Source organism: Streptomyces sp. NPDC091387 (genome assembly GCF_044756945.1).
Classification (GTDB): Bacteria; Actinomycetota; Actinomycetes; order Streptomycetales; family Streptomycetaceae; genus Streptomyces.
In genome coordinates, this window is sequence record NZ_JBIVTZ010000006.1 from 143,711 (window position 1) to 164,857 (window position 21,147).

Below are 21,147 nucleotides of genomic sequence, written 5' to 3' on the forward strand. Positions count from 1 at the left end.
ATCGCTCCCGGCAGCGGACTTCCAGAGTTCTGGTCGAACTGCCGCGCGCCGGGGGTCAGTCGGGGAGCGAGAGCCCCATGGTCACGCGCAACGCCGCCGACAGCAGCCCGGCACGGACCCGGGAGGTCCGGTACATCCGGTCCGACCGGAAGGAAATGCCGAGCGAGCCGATCCGGTCACCGCTGTAGACGGGCACGGCGACACATGTCGTACCGCGGGCGTACTCCTCCCGGTCCATGACGACCGGTGCTGCCGGTGCGGAGTCGAGCTGCCGCAGCAATTCCTCATGGCGCGTGATGGTGCGGGGCGTGAGATCGGTCAGTGAGTGCCGGGAGAAGTACTCGGCGCGCGCCTTCCCGTCCAGTTCACGCAGCACGCTCTTCCCGAGAGCCGTGGCGTGTCCGGCGTCCTGGAATCCGGCCCAGAGGTCCACGCGCGGCGCCCGAGCGCTGTCGACGATCTCCATGACACGGATCTCGCCCTCCTCGTACAGCGTCAGGTAGACCGCAGCAGCGAGGTCGTTCCGCAAGGACGTCAGGACGGGCCGGACACGGTTCAGGGGCCCCTGCCCGTCCTGTCCGGCGCCCAGGGAGGAGTGCGCGGGGGAGAGGGCGAACGCCCCGCCGTCCAGCTCGGTGAGGTAACCGTCCCGCACGAGCGTCTTCAGCAGCCGCTGGACGGTGGCCGGGGGCAGCCCGGTCTCCTTGACCAATTGGTGCACGGAGGCTGCCGCCCCGTGCGCCCCTGCCGCCTCCATCACTCGGAGAGCACGCTCGACGTACGCGGCGAGCTCGGGGTCGGCCTCGTCACCCATGCCCATAAGCATGGACCCGGTGCCGGAAGGCGGCAATATGTCCTGTGCACGGCCCTGACCTGGGGCGAGCACAGCGGCGAAGAGTTCTCGCACGGTCCCGGGCGGCCGACCTGACCGATCAGGAATGGAGAAGCGCGGTCACCGAGCCGCAGCTAGCGTGATGGCCGGGCACCGAGCATCCAGGCACCGAGCGTCCGGACGACGAGTCCCCGACAGACACCGGGGCCCGGCCGCCGACCGCGACCGCCGACTCCACGCCTGGCCGTGGGCTCGGCGCCACCGTCCGCACCGGGCCGATATGACCCACGAACGACAGGAGCGATCATGACCAGCTCGACCACCCAGGGAATCAAGACCGTGCTGCACCCCGTGTCCGACCTGGCGGCGGCCAAGGCGGTGTACACGGCGCTGCTCGGTGTACAGCCGCAGGCCGACGAGTCCTACTACGTGGGCTTCGAGGCCGGGGGCCAGCACATCGGGCTGGTGCCGGCCGGGGCACAGCAGGGCATGACCTCACCCGTGGCGTACTGGCACGTGCCGGACATCGAGGCGAAGCTGGCCGAGGTCACCGCCGCGGGCGCCACTGTGAAGGACCCCGCGCACGATGTCGGCGGCGGACGCCTGGTGGCCACCGTCACCGACCCCGACGGCAACGTCCTCGGACTGCTGCAGGACAGCTGAGACCCGAACCGTCGGACGGTTGTCCACGGGGTGTCCATCACCGCGGGCGGACGCGCGACGGCCGCCGGGCGGTCCGGCGGCCGTCGCGCCGCTCCCGCACCCGACGACCGGGCCACGACACGACCGGGCGGGCAGCGGACCGTTGCCACAGGCCGCACCGACGAAGTAGAACGTGCGTACCGCCCTCAGCTACTCGCATCGAGCCGGACGACGCCGACGGGGACCAGGATCACGGCCCCGACCGACAGACAGATGGAGAACGATAAGCATGGCCACCAGGACGGACGCGCAGTCGCCCGCGCCGCACCCAGCCGACATCCACGATGTGATCCGCGTGCACGGCGCGCGCGTGAACAACCTCAAGGACGTCAGCATCGAGATCCCGAAGCGGCGGCTCACGGTCTTCACCGGCGTCTCCGGCTCGGGCAAGACCTCGCTGGTGTTCAACACGATCGCCGCGGAGTCGCAGCGGCTGATCAACGAGACCTACAGCGCCTTCGTGCAGGGCTTCATGCCGACGCTCGCACGGCCCGAGGTCGACGTCCTGGACGGGCTGACCACCGCGATCATCGTCGACCAGCAGAAGCTGGGCGCCGATCCGCGCTCCACGGTCGGCACGGTGACCGACGCCAACGCGATGCTGCGGATCCTCTTCAGCCGGCTCGGGAAGCCGCACATCGGCCCGCCCGGCGCCTACGCCTTCAACGTCCCCTCGGTCCGGGCCAGCGGTGCCATCACCGTCGAGCGCGGTGCCAAGAAGGCGGTGAAGGCCACCTTCAACCGCACGGGCGGCATGTGCACGCGTTGCGAGGGCCGGGGCAACGTCTCCGACATCGACCTCACCCAGCTCTACGACGACTCCAAGTCGCTCGCCGAGGGCGCCTTCACCATCCCCGGCTGGAAGTCCGACAGCTTCTGGACCGTCCGGGTCTACACGGAATCGGGCTTCCTCGACCCGGACAAGCCGATCCGCAAGTACACCAAGAAGGAGATGCAGGACTTCCTCTACCGGGAGCCGACCAAGGTCAAGGTCGAAGGCGTCAGCCTCACCTACGAGGGTCTCGTCCCCCGGATCCAGAAGTCGTTCCTGTCCAAGGACAAGGAAGCGCTGCAACCGCACATCCGGGCGTTCGTGGAGCGGGCCGTCACCTTCACCACCTGCCCCGAGTGCGAGGGCACCCGGCTCAGCGAGGGAGCCAGGTCGTCGAAGATCAACCGGATCAGTATCGCCGACGCCTGCGCGATGCAGACCAGCGACCTGGCCGCCTGGATCCGCGACCTCGACGAACCCTCGGTGGCACCCCTGCTCACCGCGCTGGGGCAGACCCTCGACTCGTTCGTGGAGATCGGACTCGGCTACCTCGCGCTCGACCGGCCGACGGGCACGCTGTCGGGGGGCGAGGCACAGCGCGTCAAGATGATCCGCCATCTCGGATCCTCGCTCACCGACACCACCTACGTCTTCGACGAGCCCACCGCGGGCCTGCACCCCCACGACATCCAGCGGATGAACAACCTGCTGCTGCGCCTGCGGGACAAGGGCAACACGGTGCTCGTCGTGGAGCACAAGCCGGAGACGATCGCTATCGCCGACCACGTCGTCGACCTCGGCCCCGGCGCCGGAACAGCGGGCGGAACCGTCTGCTTCGAGGGCAGCGTCGAGGGACTGAGGGCCGGGGACACCGTCACGGGCCGCCATTTCGACGACCGGGCGACCCTCAAGGACACCCTGCGCAAGCCCACCGGCTCGCTGGAGATCCGCGGCGCGCAGACGAACAACCTGCGCGACGTCGACGTCGACATCCCGCTCGGGGTCCTCGCCGTCGTCACCGGCGTCGCCGGTTCCGGCAAGAGCTCCCTGATCCACGGTTCGGTCTCGGGCCTGGACGGGGTGGTGGCGATCGACCAGGGTGCGATCCGCGGCTCGCGACGGAGCAACCCCGCGACGTACACCGGACTGCTCGATCCGATCCGCAAGGCGTTCGCCAAGGCCAACGACGTGAAACCGGGCCTGTTCAGCGCCAACTCCGAAGGTGCCTGCCCCGGTTGCAACGGTGCCGGCGTCATCTACAGCGACCTTGCGATGATGGCGGGTGTCTCCACCGTCTGCGAGGAGTGCGAGGGCAAGCGGTTCCAGGCCTCGGTGCTCGAATACCACCTCGGCGGCCGCGACATCAGCGAGGTGCTCGCCATGTCGGTGACCGAGGCCGAGGAGTTCTTCGGCGACGGCGAGGCGCGCACACCGGCCGCGCACCGCGTCCTGGGCAGGCTCGCCGACGTCGGGCTCGGCTACCTCAGCCTCGGCCAGCCGCTCACCACGCTGTCCGGCGGTGAGCGGCAACGGCTCAAGCTGGCCACGCACATGGGCGAGAAGGGCGGCATCCTCGTCCTCGACGAACCGACCACCGGCCTCCACCTCGCCGACGTCGAGCAACTGCTCGGCCTGCTCGACGGGCTCGTGGACTCCGGCAAGTCGGTCATCGTGATCGAGCACCACCAGGCGGTCATGGCGCACGCCGACTGGATCGTCGACCTCGGCCCCGGCGCCGGCCACGACGGCGGCAGGCTCGTCTTCGAGGGCACCCCCGCCGACCTCGTCGCCGACCGCTCCACCCTCACCGGCCGGCACCTCGCGGCCTACGTCGGCGCCTGAGGGAGCCGTTGGACAAGAGGTTGACCTGAATGTCGCGTTGAACGAGAGGTGCACCGGGGCCTTCACCGGCTCCGGTGCGCCCAACTACGCGGGCCGGAGGCCGTCGTCCCGCTCCTGCGCGTCGGGGAAGGCGGGGTGGTCGCGCAGGCGGCCCACGTACTCCCGGAGCCGAGGACGGTCGCCGAGTGCGGCCGGGCCGAGACGGACGAGCGCGACCCACAGGTCCACATCCGCCGCCGTCAGTTCCCCGCCCAGTACGTAGGGCCGCAGGTCGAGGCGGTGATCCAGCAGGTCCAGCGTCGCCGATCGCTCCGCGGGCCCGGCGTCCGGGGTGACGTCGCAGTCCAGCAGGTCACGGAGGGCGTCGATGTCCGCGATGAGTCCCGGCGGGCGCAGAGCGGAGGGGCAGGCCTCGTCATGGCCGGACAGCAGGCCCGCGAGGTCGCGCAGGATGTCGGGGGTGTGGTTGCTGACGATCCGTCCGCTCCACCGGTCGCACAGCGCGGGCGCCGTCAGCGGTCCGTCGTAGTGGTGCATCGTCGCCTCGTACGCGCTGCGCAGCGAGGCGAACGCGCCGGGTGTCTCGGTGGGGTGTCCCAGGATCGTGGTGGCGACCGAGTCCTTGAGGCCGAGCAGGCCGAGAGTGATCGAGATGCGGAGCGAGCGCGGACAACTCGCCGACAGGAAGAGCTCGTAGCGGTGCGGCGCCGGGTAGAAGCCGCCGGCCAGACCGACACCGATACGGCTGTGGATGCGGGAGGGCTGCACGGCAGCCGCGGGACGAGGCTGCGTGGCGCACGGACTCGGACCCGGGGAAACCGGGCCGCATGCCATCGAGTTGCCTGTGCCGGAACTGCGCGAACCGGGACCGCGTGAACTGGAACTGCGCGAAACTGTCTCGGGCATGACTCTCCTATGGGAATCCCGGTGGGAATCCCTGCGGGAACGAGGAAGCCACCGCCGCCTTGTGGGCACCAGCGGCCGGATGTGGAATGGCTGCGCTCTCGTACCGGTCCGGACGGACCGAGCGGTCCGGTACGCGTCCGGATCTGTCCGGGCTAGTAAGCGCTGGAGACACGCAGCAGATCGATGTGCAGGCGCCTCGTCAAGCCGTTCCTGGACAATTCCCACCGGTCCCGACTTCGGGGCTCGCGAGACGCGAGACCACGCTTGCCCCGCCGCACCGGCGGGACCCGGTCGTCACCCGGGGCACCCCGTCGCGGTGGAAGGGTTGCCTGCCAGCGGGCCGGGGCCGATAACCGCCTGAGCAGGAGAATCCCGCACAGGAGGCGCTGACAATCGTGACCGTCCATGTCAGTTTCGGTGCGTCACGTGACGCAGTCAAGAAGGCCGCACGGGCCGTCTCGCCTGGTGGTCACCGGCGTTGACATTCGTTTCCGGCCGTGCCTAACTTGCGGCGCAGAACGGTCATGAGCGTCAGCGGAAATCCCTGGTGCGCCGGCCGGCAACCCTCGTACGCGGTGGGGTGCCCAGGTTCGGTCCGGACCGGATGACGTTCGGCGGGAGTGTAGGCCCCACGGGGCGGAATGGTGACGGTGAGAGCGATGCACGCAGCTGAGGGGATGGCTGCCTGGCGGTCCCGCGGCCGCGCCCTGCTGCTCTGCGCGGACCGCTCCGTCGACCTGCAGCGCGTCAACAGCGCACTGTGTAGCGCCGTTTCACGCGTGCTCTGTCAAGCCTGACGGCATTCCCGGCCCAGCCCTTCCCGGCCTCTGCCTTCCGGGCCTCTGCTCTCCGCGTTCTTGACGTCCACCGCTGTCGCGGTGCGCCCTCTCCCTGCCCGGCCCCCGTCCCGTGCCGTGTGCCGCGTCCCGCCGATTCGTCCCCGATCGGTGCGGCGTCGCCGCCGTCCGCGGTCCGGACTGTCCGAATCCGCTGGAGCCCTCCGTGAGTGAATCCCCTGGCATCGCTGTGTCCTCCGGATCAGCGCCGCCCGCCGAGGCGGCCCCCCGCCTCCACCCGCCCGCCGCGCCGAAGCCCCTGGCGGCGCAGCGGGTCCTTCCCCTGCTGCGCCCCGGCCGCTGGATCATCACAGCCGTCGTGCTCGTGCTGGTCGCCCAGATCGTCCACGGCCTGGTGACCAATCCCTTCTACCAGTGGGACCGGTTCTCGTACTGGTTCCTGCGGCCCACGATCCTCGACGGCCTGCTCATCACCCTCGAAGTCACCGTGTACAGCGCCGCTTTGGGACTGCTCGGCGGCGTACTGCTGGCACTGGCCAGGCTCTCCCCGAGCCCGGTGCTGCGTGGGGTCAGCTGGGGCTACACCTGGCTCTTCCGATCGGTGCCGCTGATCGTGGTCCTGCTGTTCCTCTACAACTTCAGCGCGCTCTACCGGACGCTGAGCATCGGAGTGCCGTTCGGCCCGGCGTTCTTCACGTTCGACGAGTCCCGCCTCGCCACCGACATGGCCGTCGCCGTCATCGGCCTGAGCCTCAACGAGGCGGCGTACGCCTCCGAAGTGGTCCGCGGCGGCATCCTCTCCGTCGACCAGGGCCAGCACGAGGCGGCCTCGGCCCTCGGCCTCCCGAGGCGCTACCAGTTCGCGAAGATCGTGTTTCCGCAGGCCCTGCGCTCCATCACCCCGAACTACGTCAACCAGCTGATCGGCCTGATCAAGGGCACCTCGCTGGTCTTCTACGTCTCTCTGCTCGACCTGTTCGGCTCCGTGCAGAGCATGGGCAGCAGCTACCCCGGCGACATCGTGCCGCTGCTGCTGGTGGCCACCGTCTGGTACCTGATTCTCACCAGCGTCGTGTCCGTCATCCAGTTCTACGTCGAGCGGCACTACTCGCGGGGCGCGCTGCGCACCCTGCCGCTGACCCCGTTGCAGAAGCTGCGGACCGGCCTCGGCGATCTGCGGGCCCGGGTCCGGAAGGAGACGGCGATATGAGCGCCGAGACGACCGAGAAGACCGGGACGGCCGAGAAGGCGGAGGCGGCCGGTACGGCTGGGGCGCAGGAGACCGGCCGAGTGCTCGCGGTACGCCCCGCCGCGGTCGAGGTGCACGATGTGCACAAGTGGTACGGATCCCAACGCGTTCTGGAAGGCGTGGCGTTGACCGTAAGGCCCGGCGAGGTCACGGTCGTCCTCGGGCCGTCCGGCTCCGGCAAGTCCACGCTCCTACGGGTGATCAACCACCTGGAGAAGCCCGAGATCGGCCATGTCAGCCTCAACGGCGAGCTGATCGGCGTACGCAGGCACCGCGGTCGCCTCAAGGAGCTGAGCGAGCGGGCCATCCTGGCGCAGCGCAGCCGGATCGGCTTCGTCTTCCAGAACTTCAATCTCTTCCCGCACCTGACCGTGCTGGACAACGTGGCCGCGGCTCCGGTGGCGACCGGAAAGCTGACCAGGCCCCAGGCGAGGGAACTGGCCCGCGGCCTCCTCGCCCGCGTGGGGCTCGCGGACCGGACCGCCGCCTACCCGCGGCAGTTGTCCGGCGGGCAGCAGCAGCGCGTGGCCATCGCCCGCGCCCTCGCCCTGCGGCCCGGCGTCATCCTCTTCGACGAGCCGACCTCCGCGCTCGACCCCGAGCTGGTCGGCGAGGTGCTGGCCGTGATCAAGGACCTGGCCGGCAGCGGAACCACCCTCCTGGTCGTCACGCACGAGATCGGGTTCGCCCGTGAGGTCGCCGACCGGGTCGTCTTCATGGACGAAGGCCGAATCGTCGAACAGGGCCCGCCCGAGCAGGTGCTGGACCACCCGCAGCACGAGCGGACCAGGGACTTCCTGAGCAAAGTGCTCTGATCCCGAAACCTCCAACCCAACACCCCTGATCCCGTACCCACTTCACGGCGCGACCTCACCCGTACGCCCTCACCGCACCCGACAAGGACAGCCATCATGCGCACCCTCGCCCTCACGCCCTCCCCCAGTCGCCGCAGCAGATTCCTCCGCGGCGTCACCGCCGCCGCGGCCGTCGCCTCTCTCGCCGCCGGGCTCGCCGCGTGCGGCGGTGCGGGTGACGCCGCGACCAGGACCGACAGCGCGCCGGCCGGATCGGTCACCATCGGCGCACTCTCCAACGGCGCCGCCAAGCAGACCGAGCTCAAGGTGTCCGAGGTGACGTCGATCAGCGCAGGGCTCCCCAAGTCGGTGGCCGAGAAGGGCACGTTGGTGATCGGCTTGGGCGCGCTGCCTGCCGGGTACCCTCCGCTGGTATACGTGGGCGAGGACCAGAAGACCTTCACCGGCGCCGAACCCGACCTCGGCCGGCTGATCGCCGCGGTCCTCGGGCTCAGGCCGGAGATGAAGAACTCGACCTGGGAGAACATGTTCGTCGGCATCGACAGCGGCAAGTTCGACGTGGCGCTGTCGAATGTCACCGACACCGAGGAGCGCAAGAAGAAGTACGAGTTCGCCTCCTACCGGGCGGACAACCTCGCCTTCGAGGCGCTGAAGAAGAGCACCTGGAACTTCGACGGCGACTACCGCAACCTGGCGGGCAAGACCGTCTCCGTCAGCGCCGGCACCAACCAGGAGCGGATCCTGCTGGAGTGGAAGGCGAAGCTGGCGAAGGAGGGCAAGAAGCTCACCGTCAAGTACTACCAGGACGGCAACGCCACGGCCCTGGCGCTGTCCAGCGGGAAGATCGACTCCTCCTTCGGCCCTAATCCCGGCATCGCCTACCACATCACCCAGACCGCGAAGACCCCCACGCCGACGCGTAGCGCGGGCCAGTTCTCCGGCGCCGGCGCGACGCTCCAGGGGCTCATCGCCGCCACGTCGAAGAAGGGCAGCGGACTGGCGAAGCCCATCGCCGCCGCGATCAACCACCTGATCAAGAACGGCCAGTACGCCAAGTGGCTCGCCGCCTGGAACCTCTCCGACGAGGCCGTCCCCACCTCCCTGGTCGACCCGCCCGGACTGCCGCTCGACAACTCCTGACCCGCGTCCGCGTTCAGATCCGCATTCACGTCCACGCCCGCGCATCTGCCGCCGGCCCGCGCTGCCATGAGCCGGCGCCGGCCCGGCCGCCTTCCGGATACGGAGACTCCGCACCGCCATGTCGACCACCGTCCATCACGCCCCGCCCCCGGTCCCGACGGAACCGCACATCCTGGACAACGCCGCCTGGGCCGCGCTGAGCGGTCCCCACGCCGGCCTCGCCGAGCGCGTGGGCCGGGCCGCCCGCTACCCCACGGACATCTCCCCGTTCAGCGCCCTCGACGACCCCGCCGACCCCCGGGCCTGGGCCGATCTGGCCGCACTGGTCGGACCCGGCACCGCCACCCCGGTCTCCGGAGCCCTGGAGGTGCCCGACGGCTGGACGATCGAGCGCGGCGGCGACGGCGTTCAGCTCATCGCCACCACGCTGTACGCCGAACCCGCCCCAGAGGCGGAACGGCTCGGACCCGCCGACGTACCCGAGATCCTCGACCTGGTCGCCCTCACAGAGCCGGGCCCCTTCCTGCCCCGCACCATCGAACTGGGCAGCTACCTGGGCATCCGGGACCGCGGACGGCTGATCGCCCTGGCCGGTGAACGCCTGCGCCCGCCGGGCTGGACGGAGATCAGCGCCGTCTGCACCCACCCGGACCACCGCGGCCGCGGCCTGGCCACCCGGCTGGTCCGCGCGGTCGCGGCGGGCATCAGGGAACGCGGGGACACCCCCTTCCTCCACGCGGCCGCGAGCAACACCCACGCCATCCGGCTCTACGAGTCGATCGGCTTCACCCTGCGCCGCCGCACACGGTTCCTGCTCGTGCGCACACCGGACGGGCAGCCGGAAGCGCCGCAGGAAGAAGAAGCCGGGCAGCCGGAAGAAACGGCGTAGCCGTGCGGTTGTGCCTGAGAACGACCGAGCGGCGCCCCGAAGGGCACCGCGAGCGCGAGAGCGGCGCGGACCCCGGGGTCCGCCGCGCCGGATGGGTGGAGGTGGAGCACGTGCGTATGCCTGCCGTGACCCGCCGCCGCGCCGCGAACACCGCCATGCCCAGCCGCCCGCGGCTGTACTCCCGGCAGCACATCGATCTGTTGCGCGTCGCCGGCGCGCTCTGTTGCTCCTGACCTGTTGCCCTCGCAGCCGCTCCCCGCGTCCGGGGGCCGGCTTCTTCGTACGGTCGATCAGGAAGGCACCTCTCTCGTGTCGTCGTCACCCTTCCCCCTGCATCTCGCCGTGTCCCTGGACGGAGCGGGCTGGCACCCGGCCGCCTGGCGCGAGCCCGTCGCCCGCCCCCGTGAACTGCTCACCGCCGCCTACTGGACCGACCTCGTCACGGAGGCCGAACGCGGACTGCTCGACTTCGTGACCATCGAGGACGGGCTCGGCCTCCAGTCCTCGTCCCACGCGGAGCCGGACGGGCGCACCGACCAGGTCCGCGGCCGGCTCGACGCCGTCCTCATCGCCGCTCGGGTTGCGCCGCTGACCCGGCACATCGGTGTGGTGCCGACCGTGGTGGTCACCCACACGGAGCCGTTCCACATCTCCAAGGCCATCGCCACCCTCGACTACGTGAGCACCGGCCGCGCGGGCCTGCGCCTTCAGGTCACGGCCCGACAGCACGAGGCCGCGCACTTCGGCCGCCGCCGGTTCCCCGCGTTCGGCATCGAGTACTACCGGACCCCCGCCGGACAGGAGCTGGCGGCCGGCCTGTTCGACGAGGCCGCCGACTACGCCGAGGTCGTGCGGCGACTCTGGGACAGCTGGGAGGACGACGCGGAGATCCGGGACGTCGCCACCGGACGCTTCATCGACCGGGCGAAACTGCACTACATCGACTTCGAGGGCACGCACTTCCGCGTGAAGGGCCCCTCGATCACCCCCCGGCCGCCCCAGGGCCAGCCGATCGTCAGCGCGCTGGCCCACGCGACCGCCTCGTACCGGCTGGTGGCCCGCTCCGCCGACATCGGCTACGTCACCCCGCACGACGCCCAGGAGGCCCGCGCCGTCGTCGAGGAGATCCGCGCCGAACAGGCGGCGGCCGGCCGCGCCGACGAGACCCTGCACGTCTTCGGCGACCTGGTGGTCTTCCTGGACGACGACCACGCCGCGGCCCAGGCCCGCCGGGAGCGCCTGGACGACCTCGCCGGCCGGCCGTACACCAGCGACGCCCGGATCTTCACCGGAACACCCAGCGGGCTCGCCGATCTGCTCCAGGAGCTGGCGGCGGCCGGACTGACCGGCTTCCGGCTCCGTCCCGCCGTGGCCGGCCACGACCTCCCGGCGATCACCCGGCACCTGGTCCCCGAACTCCAGCGCCGCAACGCCTTCCGCCGGGCGTACGAGGCCGACACCCTGCGCGGGCTGCTCGGTCTCGCCCGTCCCGCCAACCGCTACGCCGCCGCCACGACCGCCTGAGCCGGAAGGACCCCCGATCATGAGCAAGCCGCTCAAGCAGATCCATCTCGCGGCCCACTTCCCCGGAGTCAACAACACCACCGTGTGGAGCGACCCCGAGGCCGGCAGCCACATCGAGTTCAGCTCCTTCGCCCACTTCGCCCGGACCTCCGAGCGCGCGAGGTTCGACTTCCTGTTCCTTGCCGAAGGACTGCGACTTCGCGAACAGGGCGGACAGATATACGACTTGGACGTCGTGGGCCGCCCGGACACCTTCACCGTCCTCACCGCGCTCGCCGCCGTCACCGAGCACCTGGGCCTGACCGGCACCATCAACTCGACCTTCAACGAGCCCTACGAGGTGGCCCGCCAGTTCGCCAGCCTCGACCACCTCTCGGGCGGACGCGCCGCCTGGAACGTGGTCACCTCCTGGGACGCCTTCACCGGCGAGAACTTCCGCCGCGGCGGCTTCCTCCCGCAGGACGAGCGCTACTCCAGGGCCAAGGAGTTCCTGTCCACCACGAACGAACTCTTCGACTCCTGGCACGGGGACGAGATCGTCGCCGACCGGCAGACGGGCACCTTCCTCAGTGACGCGAAGGCCGGAGCCTTCGTGCACACGGGACAGCACTTCGACATCGAGGGCCAGTTCAACGTCCCGCGCTCCCCGCAGGGAAGGCCGGTGATCTTCCAGGCGGGCGACTCGGAAGAGGGCCGCGAATTCGCCGCGTCGAGCGCGGACGCGATCTTCAGCCGGTACTCCACCCTCAAGGAGGGGCGAGCGTTCTACACGGACGTCAAGGGCCGCCTCGGCCGCTACGGCCGGCGCCCCGAGCAGCTGCTGATCCTGCCGGCGGCCACCTTCGCCCTCGGCGACACCGACGCCGAAGCGGAGGAACGCGCCCGCGAGGTGCGCCGCCGCCAGGTCAGCGGCGCCACCGCGATCAAGCACCTCGAGTTCGTCTGGAACAGGGACCTGTCCGCGTACGACCCGGACGGCCCCCTCCCCGACATCGACCCCGACCCCGGCGAGCACACGATCGCCCGCGGCCGCGCCCAGGTGCGGATGTACCGTGACCCGCTGGCCACCGCCCGCGAGTGGCGGGAGCGGGCCGCCGCCAACAAGTGGTCCATCCGCGACCTGGTCATCGAGACCGGAAACCGCCAGTCATTCGTCGGCTCCCCGGCCACCGTCGCCGCCACGATCAACGAATTCGTCCAGGCCGACGCCAGTGACGGCTTCATCCTCGCCCCGCACATCACGCCGGGCGGCCTCGACGAATTCGCCGACAAGGTCGTCCCGCTGCTCCAGGAACGAGGCGTGTACCGCACGGAGTACGAGGGCACCACCCTGCGCGACCACCTCGGCCTGGCCCACCCCGACGAGGTGCGCGAAGAGCGTGAGGCCTCATGAAGTTCCTCGCCATCACCCTGATCGTGCACAGCCCGGACCCCGTGACGGGTGTGCGGAAACCGACCAGCGACCGCTTCCGCGAAGTGGTCGACAACGCGGTCCTCGCCGAGGAACTGGGCTTCGACGGCTTCGGTGTGGGGGAGCGGCACGAGCGGCCCTTCATCTCCTCCTCACCACCGGTCGTACTCAGCCACATCGCCGCCCTCACCTCCCGGATCCGGCTGTTCACCGCCGTCACCACGCTCAGCCTCCTCGACCCGGTGCGCGCGTACGAGGACTACGCGACCCTGGACCACCTCTCCGGCGGACGCCTCGAACTCATCATCGGCAAGGGGAACGGGGCCGCCCAGCGGGACCTGTTCCAGGTGACACCCGACGACCAGTGGGACCGCAACGCCGAGAGCTACGAGGTGTTCCGGCAGATCTGGCGCCAGGACAAGGTCACCGCCGCGACCCGCTTCCGTCCGGAACTCAAGGACGCGGAGGTGTGGCCCCGCCCCCTCCAGCAGCCGATCCGGGTCTGGCACGGCAGCGCGACCAGCAGGGAGTCCGTCGACCTGGCCGCCCGCTACGGCGACCCGCTCTTCTCAGCCAACGTCACCAACCCCATAGAGCCCTACGCCGAGTTGATCCGGTACTACCGTGAGCGCTGGGTACACCACGGCCACGATCCGGCCGGTATCGCGGTGGGCGCGGGAACCGCGGGCCTCTACGCCGCCCGGACCTCCCAAGAGGCGCTCGCCGCCTACCGGCCCGTGTTCGAGGGCAACCTGGCGTTCCAGAGGCGGCTGGGCCTGGACCCGGTGTTCACGACCCTGGAGGACTTCGTCGAGCGCAGCTCGGCACTCGTCGGCAGCCCCCAGCAGATCATCGAGAAGGTTCACCGCTACCACGAGCAGTTCGGGCACACCGTGCTGCATCTGCACGCGGACGCCGGGGGACTGTCGGACCGCCGGCACCGGGACTCGCTCGCACTCTTCCAGTCCGACGTGGCACCCCTGCTGCGCCGGGAGATCCCCGACCCCCCGTTCGCCTGGGGCCCGGTCTCCGCGGCGCCCGCGTCCGCCCCCGTACCCGCATCCGTGCCGGCCGGCCGCTAGAGGAGACCTCCGCCATGTCCGACATTCCTCTCGGGGTCCTCGACCTGGTCCCGGTCCCGTCCGGCTCCACCGCCACCGACGCCCTGCGCAACTCCATCGACCTGGCCCGCCGCGCCGAGAGCTTCGGCTACGCCCGCTACTGGTTCGCCGAACACCACCTCAACCCGGGCGTGGCCGGGACCTCGCCCGCGGTCGTCCTCGCCCTGACCGCCTCCGCGACCTCGGCCATCCGGCTCGGCGCCGGTGCCGTGCAACTCGGCCACCGCACGGCCCTGTCCACGGTCGAGGAGTTCGGCCTGATCGACGCGTTGCACCCAGGGCGCCTGGACCTGGGCCTCGGCCGCTCCGGCGGCCGCCCGCCCGCCGGAGCGGCCGCCCCGCCGCCGTCCGCGACCCCGGTGGTCGACGGACGCACCCCCAACGGCCTCCGCATCCCGGCCCGCTTCTCCTTCGAGCACCTGCTCGGCTCCCCGCGCATCGCGCTCCAGCGCAGACTGCTCCAGCAGCCGCATGCCGAATCGCAGGACTACGGTGAGCAGATCGACGACATCCTGGCCCTGCTGGCGGGCACGTACCGTTCGGCGGACGGCGTCGAGGCCCATGCCGTCCCGGGCGAGGGCGCCGATCTCGAGCTCTGGATCCTGGGCAGCAGCGGCGGCCAGAGCGCCCGGGTCGCGGGCCGGGGCGGTCTCAGGTTCGCGGCGAACTACCACGTCAGTCCGGCCACCGTGCTGGAGGCGGTGGAGGGGTACCGCGCCGCGTTCCTGCCCTCGGACGTACTCGACAAGCCGTACGTCAGCGTGTCCGCGGACGTCGTGGTCGCCGAGGACGACGAGACCGCCCGCGAACTCGCCACCGGCTACGCCCCGTGGGTCCGCAGCATCCGTTCGGCCGAGGGCGCGATCGAGTTCCCCACGCCGGACGAGGCCCGCGCCCACGTCTGGTCGGATGCGGACCGGACCTTGGTCCAGGACCGCCTCGAAACCCAGTTCGTCGGCTCCCCGGGCCGGGTCGCCGACGAACTGACCCGGCTCCAGGAGGCGACCGGTGCGGACGAGTTGCTGATCACCACGATCACCCACGGGCACGCGGACCGGGTGCGGTCCTACGAGCTGCTGGCCGAGGAGTGGCGCAAGAGGTGACCGGCCCGCCGGCGAGGGGGTGGTACGTCTCGGGACCGTGCGGGTACCGGGACGCACCGCCCCCCTGGGCGGATGCCGCCGTGCGGTGGCGGCCGCGTCGTCACCTCATGTGGAGGTCACGCCAGGCGGCTGCCCGCACGGCAGGGGGAGCCCGGTCGGTCAGGTGGCCTGGTTCCCTCGCAGCTCCTCGACGGCGACCCGGGCAGCGGCCCCGATCACGGCGTCGGCGCGCGGCAGTCTGCTGTCGGCACGGGCGGCCTGGGTGAAGACCACCGCGGTGTAGGTGCTGCCGTCCGCGAGTTCGACGACGCCGGCCTCGTGGCGCAGTGAACCGAAGGTGCCGGTCTTGCCGTAGACGGTGACGTCGTCGTAGGGAAATCCGGAGGCGAGCCGGTGCGTCCACGGCTGCCGGCGCATGACGTCGCGCATGAAGGCGCAGCGGTCCTCGGACGCGGCCTCGCCGGTCCAGACGGCCCGCAGGAGCCGTGCCATGTCCGCCGGTGTGCCGGACGCCTTGAAGGCCGGGTCGTACACCCCGGCCGGCACGACGGTGTCGTTGTCCGCCACGCGAGCCAGGGCGGCGTCCAGCGACGGCGCACCCGTCTCGGCGACCAGCCGGCTGAACGTGCTGACGACGCCACCGTGGATACGGGTGTCCGGCAGGCCCAGGTCACGGCAGACGGCGTCGACCACGTCGGGGCCGACCGCTCGGAGGACGGCGGCGGCGGCCGTGTTGTCGGAGACGGTCATCATCAGCGTCACCAGGTCGCGCAGTGACATGGTGACGGGGTCGTGGAGGACGGAGATGCCGGTCGGACCGGGAACCCGGTCGGCGGCCTCCAGGGTCAGCCTGTCGGACGGGTCGACCAGCCCCGCATCCGCGAGCCGGCAGAACGCGACCATGAGCGGCACCTTGTAGACCGAACCCAGGGGCAGCTGCTCGTCCGGATCGATGACCACGTGGGCCGACGGGCGGTGCAGCTCCGCCACGTGCAGCCAGCCTCGGACGCCCGCGTCGTCGAACATGTCGCGGATGGCGCGCTCCGCACCGGTGCCGCGCCGCGGCTCTCTCACGGTGCCACCTTCCGGGCCAGGGCGTCCTCGAGCAACCGCGCCGTCTCCGCGGTCTCCTTCGCTCCCGGACGCCGCGGATCCCAGGCCACCCGCAGCCGCAGGGGGAGCGGTGGGTCCGTCGCCGTGCGGCGCTCGACGCCGGAGGCCATCAGCGAGTGGTCCGCCGTGACGAGTACCGCCTGGCCCGCCGCCACCAGGGCGAGACCGGCGCGCTCGTCGGAGACCACCACGGTCTCCACGCGGCGGCCGCGACTGGCCAGGGTGTCGATGAACAGATCATGTGCCGCGGGAGCTTCGGCGCGCGGGCGCACCGCGACCGGCAGACGCGACGGCATCGTGTCACCGGCCCCCTGGAGGCCGACGGGGGCGAGGACCCAGGTCGGCAGGAGGATCACCCGGCCCGCGGAGAGGCCGTGCAGCACGGAGGGGTGCCGGATCACCGCGATGTCGACCCGCCCGGCCGCGACGTCACCGAGCAGGGTGGCGGTCGACGCCGTCACCATGCCGATCCGGGCCCGCTCACCGGCCCTGACCGGCGCGGCCGCCGCCTCGGCCGCGAGGGGAGCCGGCACCTCCGGGGCGAGCCCGAGCCGCAGCCGGCGTCCGTCGGCCCGCTCGCGCGCACCGGTCTCGCGGAGCTCCGAGAGCGCGGCCAGGGCGCGGCGTGCGTGCGGCAGCAGCAGAGCCCCCTCCTCGGTGAGGGACACCCCTCGCTCACGGTCGAACAAACGGACGCCGACCAGGGCCTCCAGCCTGCGCAGCCCCTGTGACAGAGGCGGCTGGGTCATGCCCACACGCTGGGCGGCGGCCCCGAAGTGTTCCTCCTCCGCCAGCGCGACGAAGATTTCCAGGTGCCGTTCGGTCAGCACTCCGTACCTCCTGGCGTGCGGTGATATGGCTTGTGAATGAGGTTGATGCCGAGATCGTATTCGACATGCGGCCGGGTGGCGGACTTGACTCCCGGACAGGGGCAGGCGCCGCACCGCTCGGCAGGCCGTACCGGTGTCGGCAGGCCGTCGCGGTCCGACACCGTGCACAGGTGCCCCGTCGACGCCGGGGACCGTCCCCGGCGGGCCGATCCAGGCCGGACCCAGAACGGAGCGCACCATGGCGCGCGCAGACAGCCGGAACAGTCCCACGCGGTACGGGCGGTGGCACGTCGACCGGCGGCTGCTCGGCATCCTCGTGGCCCTTCTCCTGCTGGCGGGAGGCGGGTACGCCGCCTTCGGCCTCCGGGGCGGCGCTTCGCAGGAACCGGATCCGCAGGTGGCGGCCGCCCGGAAGCCCCTCACGGCGTTCCTCGCCGCGTGGGCCGCGCACGACGCCCGGAAGGCGGCCGGCCACACCGACACACCCGACAACGCAGCCTCACTCCTCACCTCGGTGCTGACCAACCTCAAGCCCTCGGAAACCACGATCGCTCCCGGTGGAGGCAGGCGGAAGGACGACGGCGAGGTGGACTTCCCGTTCTCCGTGGCCATGACGGTTCCGGGGGCGGGCAAGGTCACCTGGAGCTCCCGGGCACAGGTGCTCCGTACGTCGGGGGAGTGGAAGGTCGAGTTCACCTCGCCGATGATCCACCCGGAGCTGAGACAGGGGCAGACCCTGGCGCTCAAGAGTGACGGTGGCCGGGCGAAGGTGCTCGACAGCAACGGCGACCCGCTCCGTGCCGACTCCCTCGTCGGCACCGTCGACCCGGTCAGCGGCAAGGGCGTATCCGGTCTTGAGGCCCGCTACGACGCGATGCTGTCCGGGGGCAGGAAGGCAGCCAAGACCCTCGTGGTCGCGGACCGGCAGAGCGGGCGCGCTCTCAAGAGCCTCACCGCCACCGCACCGGCCGAGGGCCGAGCGGTGCGTACCACCATCGACCCGCGTATCCAGAAGGCGGCGGCCGACGCCGTGACCGGGGTCGATGAGAACGCGGCCGTCGTCGCGATCGACCCGCGCAACGGCCGCATACTCGCCGCCGTCAACCGGCCCGGCGGCCTCAATCGCGCACTCGAAGGGCGGTACCCGCCCGGTTCCACCTTCAAGGTCGTCACGGCAGCGGCACTCCTGAAGAGCGGCATCCGGCCCTCGGACCCCGCGGCGTGCCCCAAGTTCGCAGGCGTCAACGGGCAGCGCTTCGAGAACCAGGGACAGTTCGAGCTCCCGACGGGATCGACCTTCACCGACGTCTTCGCCCAGTCCTGCAACACCTACTTCGTCAACGCCCGCAGCCGGCTCTCCGGCACCGACCTGCGCGACACGGCCCGTGCGTTCGGCATCGGGGGCAGCTGGGACGTGGGCACAACCACCTACGACGGCAGTGTCCCCGCCACGACGAGCGACAACGACAAGGCCGCCGCCACCATCGGGCAAGCACGCGTTCAGACATCACCGCTGGTGATGGCGTCCATCGCGGCCACCGTCAAGAACGGGACGTTCCAACAGCCGATGCTGGTGCCGGACGCGGTGAAGAAGAAGTTCAGTGCCCCGACGGCGCTGGACGCGGAGGTCACCCGCCGCCTCCAGGAGCTGATGCGCGCCACCGTGACCTCGGGTTCCGCTCATGCGTTGAAGGATCTGCCCGGTCGGCCGCACGCGAAGACCGGAACAGCCGAATTCGGCACCGCGACCCCGCCGCGCACGCACGCCTGGATGATCGGCTACCAGGGCGACTCCGACCTCGCCTGGGCGGTGCTCCTGGAGGACGGGGGTTCCGGCGGAGCCGACGCCGGACCGGTCGCAGCGCGGTTCCTGCGCAATCTGACCGGCTGAACGGACGGCGCCGTACGGGCCCGCCCCGCCGTAACCATCCAGCCCAGCCCATCCCCGTGCGGGCCCGCTGCGTGTCGGCAGCGCGCCACCACCGTCATCAGGCGCTTCACCCCCGGCGGTGGAGACGCACCTCCTCAAACAGAAAGCCCGCATGCCATGCGCTCTCGCACTCCCGTGTCCCGTCGTGCCGTACTGGCCGGGCTTGCCGCCCTGCCCCTCACCGGATGCACGACCGGCCCGGACACCGCCTCACCCGCCTCGTCCGACCATGCCCCCTCCAAGTCCTCCGCGCCGCCCCCGGATTCCCGTACCGAACAGGCATTCCGTGAACTGGAGCGGAAGTTCGACGCCCGGCTCGGGGTCCACACGCTCGACACGGGCAGCGGCCGGACCGTCACGCACCGGCCCGACGAGCGCTTCGCCTACGCCTCCACCTGCAAGGCACTGCTCGCCGGTGCCGTACTGGACAAGCGCTCGCTCCGGCAGATGGACCGGCTCGTGCGCTACGGCCGCGACGACCTCGTCAGCGCCTCGCCGATCAGCGAGAAACACCTCGCCACCGGACTGACGCTCCGTGAGCTGTGCGACGCGGCCATCCGCTACAGCGACAACACCGCGGCCAACCTCCTCTTCCGCGAACTCGGTTCCCCCAGGGCCCTGCAGGACGCCCTCCGCGCGTTCGGCGACAACGTCACCCGCTGCGACCGCTACGAAACCGCGCTCAGCGATGCCACCCCTGGCGACCTCCGCGACACCAGCACACCCCGCGCCATGGCCACCGACCTGCGGGCGTACGTCCTCGGCAGCACGCTCCCCGCGGACAAGCGGGCCGTGCTGACCGACTGGCTCAGGCGCAACACCACCGGCGACCACACCATCCGTGCGGGCGTACCCGGCAACTGGCAGGTCGGGGACAAGACCGGCACGGGCGGCTACGGCACACGGAACGACATCGCCGTCATCTGGCCTCCCGGCGCCGCCCCGATCACCCTGGCCGTCCTCTCCCGCCGCGACACCAAGGACGCCGAACGCGACGACGCCCTCATCGCCCGAGCCACGGAAGTCGCCCTCGGCGCGCTCGTGTAGCCGGGCCCGCGGACCAGTGATCCTCCGGGGGGCGAGTGCGCCGGCCGGTGTCCGTCACGGCGGGGCCGGCTCGGGCACTAACATCAGCTTCTTTCGCCGACCGCTGGAGCAAGCCGCCATGCCATTGCCACGCCTCGGAGTTGTCATCGTCACGATGGGCACCCGCCCGAGGGAGCTGGCTGCCCTGCTCGCCTCGGTGGAGAAGCAGGACGTGCCGGCGGCCAGAGTGGTCCTGGTCGGCAACGCGACGCCCCTCACCGGCATCACGGCGGACGTCACCAAGATCCCGCTGGGGGAGAATCTGGGCTGCCCCGGCGGCCGCAACGCCGGGCTGCAGATGCTGAGCGAGTCGGGTGAGGTGGATGTCGTCGTCGAACTGGATGACGACGGCCTGCTCATCGCCGACGACGTGTTCCGCCGGGTCCAGCGGCTGTTCGCGGACGACCCCGCGCTCGGCATCGTCGGGTTCCGGGTCGCCGACGAGAACGGGCTCACGGAGCGCCGCTGGGTTCCCCGCCTCCGCGCCGGCGATCCGATGCGGCGTGGTCCGGTGACCGCCTTCCTCGGGGGCGGACACGCCTTCTCGATGCCCATGCTCGGCGGGATCGGCCTGTGGCCGGCGGAGTTCTTCTTCGGGCACGAGGAGTCCGACCTCGCCTGGCGTGCCCTCGACGCGGGCTGGAAGATCCTCTACGAGCCCGAACTCGTCCTCCAGCACCCGAGGACGTCGCCGGCCCGGCACGCGGCCCATTACCGGTTCACCGCCCGCAACCGGGTGTGGCTGGCCCGCCGCCGTCTCCCGGTGCCGCTGATCCCGGTCTATCTCGGCGTGTGGATTTCCCTCGCCATGCTGCGGATGCGGTCGTCGGCCGGTCTGCAGGCCTGGTGGGGTGGTTTCGCCGAGGGGCTGCGGACGCCGTGCGGCCCGCGCGAACCGATGAAGTGGCGCACCGTGTGGCGTATGACCCGGCTGGGACGCCCTCCGGTCCTCTGACGGCCACCACCGCACCGGCGGAGGACCGGGGCGGGCGTCCTGCGGAAACGGGCAGTGACCCGGCCCCCGAAGCGGAGACTGCCGACCGCCGCGGGCGCCGTTCGGGCGCAGCCGCGGCCTCATTCGGGCA

19 protein-coding genes and 2 riboswitches are annotated in these 21,147 nt (G+C 71.2%); of the genes, 14 read left to right on the top strand and 5 right to left on the bottom strand.

Annotated elements, in window-relative coordinates:
• Nucleotides 1-55: 55 nt before the first annotated feature.
• Complete coding sequence (locus ACIQM0_RS14495) at nt 56-814, bottom strand: IclR family transcriptional regulator (protein WP_401286261.1); 759 nt, start codon at nt 812-814, stop codon at nt 56-58.
• Between the two features lie 324 nt (nt 815-1,138).
• Between ACIQM0_RS14495 and ACIQM0_RS14500 the strand changes: the two genes are divergently transcribed.
• Both ACIQM0_RS14500 and ACIQM0_RS14505 read left to right on the top strand, forming a co-directional pair.
• A complete protein-coding gene (locus tag ACIQM0_RS14500) occupies nt 1,139-1,495 on the top strand; it encodes a VOC family protein (protein WP_385036201.1) in 357 nt (118 codons plus the stop codon).
• A 268-nt stretch (nt 1,496-1,763) separates the two neighbouring features.
• On the top strand, nt 1,764-4,148 hold the full coding sequence (locus ACIQM0_RS14505; protein WP_401286262.1) for an ATP-binding cassette domain-containing protein: 2,385 nt from the start codon (nt 1,764-1,766) through the stop codon (nt 4,146-4,148).
• 84 nt (nt 4,149-4,232) lie between these two features.
• Here the strand turns inward: ACIQM0_RS14505 and ACIQM0_RS14510 are convergent, their stop codons facing one another.
• Both ACIQM0_RS14510 and ACIQM0_RS14515 read right to left on the bottom strand, forming a co-directional pair.
• A complete protein-coding gene (locus tag ACIQM0_RS14510; protein ID WP_401286263.1) occupies nt 4,233-4,916 on the bottom strand; it encodes a glutathione S-transferase C-terminal domain-containing protein in 684 nt (227 codons plus the stop codon).
• Between the two features lie 290 nt (nt 4,917-5,206).
• On the bottom strand, nt 5,207-5,332 hold the full coding sequence (locus ACIQM0_RS14515; protein WP_363022557.1) for a putative leader peptide: 126 nt from the start codon (nt 5,330-5,332) through the stop codon (nt 5,207-5,209).
• Nucleotides 5,310-5,455, bottom strand: a riboswitch (SAM riboswitch). Its footprint overlaps the gene before it by 23 nt.
• 119 nt (nt 5,456-5,574) lie before the next feature.
• Nucleotides 5,575-5,683: riboswitch (SAM riboswitch) on the top strand.
• 373 nt (nt 5,684-6,056) lie between these two features.
• Between ACIQM0_RS14515 and ACIQM0_RS14520 the strand changes: the two genes are divergently transcribed.
• From ACIQM0_RS14520 to ACIQM0_RS14560, 9 genes are all read left to right on the top strand, one after another.
• Nucleotides 6,057-7,061 (top strand): amino acid ABC transporter permease, encoded by a 1,005-nt coding sequence (locus ACIQM0_RS14520; protein WP_401286264.1) that lies wholly within the window; start codon nt 6,057-6,059, stop codon nt 7,059-7,061.
• The gene (locus tag ACIQM0_RS14525) at nt 7,058-7,915 is read left to right on the top strand and encodes an amino acid ABC transporter ATP-binding protein (protein ID WP_401286265.1); all 858 of its coding nucleotides are present in this window, start codon (nt 7,058-7,060) and stop codon (nt 7,913-7,915) included. Before ACIQM0_RS14520 ends, ACIQM0_RS14525 begins: the two co-directional genes overlap by 4 nt.
• A 96-nt stretch (nt 7,916-8,011) precedes the next feature.
• Nucleotides 8,012-9,055, top strand: a complete 1,044-nt coding sequence (locus ACIQM0_RS14530; protein ID WP_401286266.1) for an ABC transporter substrate-binding protein — start codon at nt 8,012-8,014, stop codon at nt 9,053-9,055.
• Between the two features lie 118 nt (nt 9,056-9,173).
• The gene (locus ACIQM0_RS14535) at nt 9,174-9,944 is read left to right on the top strand and encodes a GNAT family N-acetyltransferase (protein ID WP_401286267.1); all 771 of its coding nucleotides are present in this window, start codon (nt 9,174-9,176) and stop codon (nt 9,942-9,944) included.
• 116 nt (nt 9,945-10,060) lie between these two features.
• Nucleotides 10,061-10,177, top strand: a complete 117-nt coding sequence (locus ACIQM0_RS14540; RefSeq protein WP_385036208.1) for a putative leader peptide — start codon at nt 10,061-10,063, stop codon at nt 10,175-10,177.
• A gap of 76 nt (nt 10,178-10,253) precedes the next feature.
• Complete coding sequence (locus ACIQM0_RS14545) at nt 10,254-11,468, top strand: LLM class flavin-dependent oxidoreductase (RefSeq protein WP_401286268.1); 1,215 nt, start codon at nt 10,254-10,256, stop codon at nt 11,466-11,468.
• 19 nt (nt 11,469-11,487) lie between these two features.
• Nucleotides 11,488-12,861: an NtaA/DmoA family FMN-dependent monooxygenase gene (locus ACIQM0_RS14550; RefSeq protein WP_401286269.1), complete on the top strand. Its 1,374-nt coding sequence runs from the start codon at nt 11,488-11,490 to the stop codon at nt 12,859-12,861.
• Nucleotides 12,858-13,961, top strand: a complete 1,104-nt coding sequence (locus ACIQM0_RS14555; protein ID WP_401286270.1) for an LLM class flavin-dependent oxidoreductase — start codon at nt 12,858-12,860, stop codon at nt 13,959-13,961. Before ACIQM0_RS14550 ends, ACIQM0_RS14555 begins: the two co-directional genes overlap by 4 nt.
• 14 nt (nt 13,962-13,975) lie before the next feature.
• Complete coding sequence (locus ACIQM0_RS14560; RefSeq protein ID WP_401286271.1) at nt 13,976-15,103, top strand: LLM class flavin-dependent oxidoreductase; 1,128 nt, start codon at nt 13,976-13,978, stop codon at nt 15,101-15,103.
• Between the two features lie 159 nt (nt 15,104-15,262).
• On the opposite strand, the gene ACIQM0_RS14565 is transcribed toward ACIQM0_RS14560, so the two are convergent.
• A complete protein-coding gene (locus ACIQM0_RS14565; RefSeq protein WP_401286272.1) occupies nt 15,263-16,177 on the bottom strand; it encodes a serine hydrolase in 915 nt (304 codons plus the stop codon).
• Nucleotides 16,174-17,046, bottom strand: coding sequence for a LysR family transcriptional regulator (locus ACIQM0_RS14570; protein ID WP_401286273.1), 873 nt, complete (start codon nt 17,044-17,046; stop codon nt 16,174-16,176). The genes ACIQM0_RS14565 and ACIQM0_RS14570 overlap by 4 nt, the downstream gene beginning before the upstream one ends.
• Before the next feature lie 238 nt (nt 17,047-17,284).
• Here ACIQM0_RS14570 and ACIQM0_RS14575 point away from each other — a divergent pair, with 238 nt between their 5' ends.
• The 3 genes from ACIQM0_RS14575 (at nt 17,285) to ACIQM0_RS14585 (ending at nt 21,017) form a co-directional block, all read left to right on the top strand.
• Nucleotides 17,285-18,937 carry a penicillin-binding transpeptidase domain-containing protein gene (locus ACIQM0_RS14575; RefSeq protein WP_401286274.1) on the top strand — a complete coding sequence of 551 codons (1,653 nt, stop codon included), beginning with the start codon at nt 17,285-17,287 and terminating at the stop codon, nt 18,935-18,937.
• Between the two features lie 156 nt (nt 18,938-19,093).
• Nucleotides 19,094-20,023: a class A beta-lactamase gene (gene bla, locus ACIQM0_RS14580; protein WP_401286275.1), complete on the top strand. Its 930-nt coding sequence runs from the start codon at nt 19,094-19,096 to the stop codon at nt 20,021-20,023.
• Between the two features lie 118 nt (nt 20,024-20,141).
• On the top strand, nt 20,142-21,017 hold the full coding sequence (locus ACIQM0_RS14585) for a glycosyltransferase family 2 protein (protein WP_401286276.1): 876 nt from the start codon (nt 20,142-20,144) through the stop codon (nt 21,015-21,017).
• The last annotated feature ends 130 nt before the right edge of the window (nt 21,018-21,147 follow it).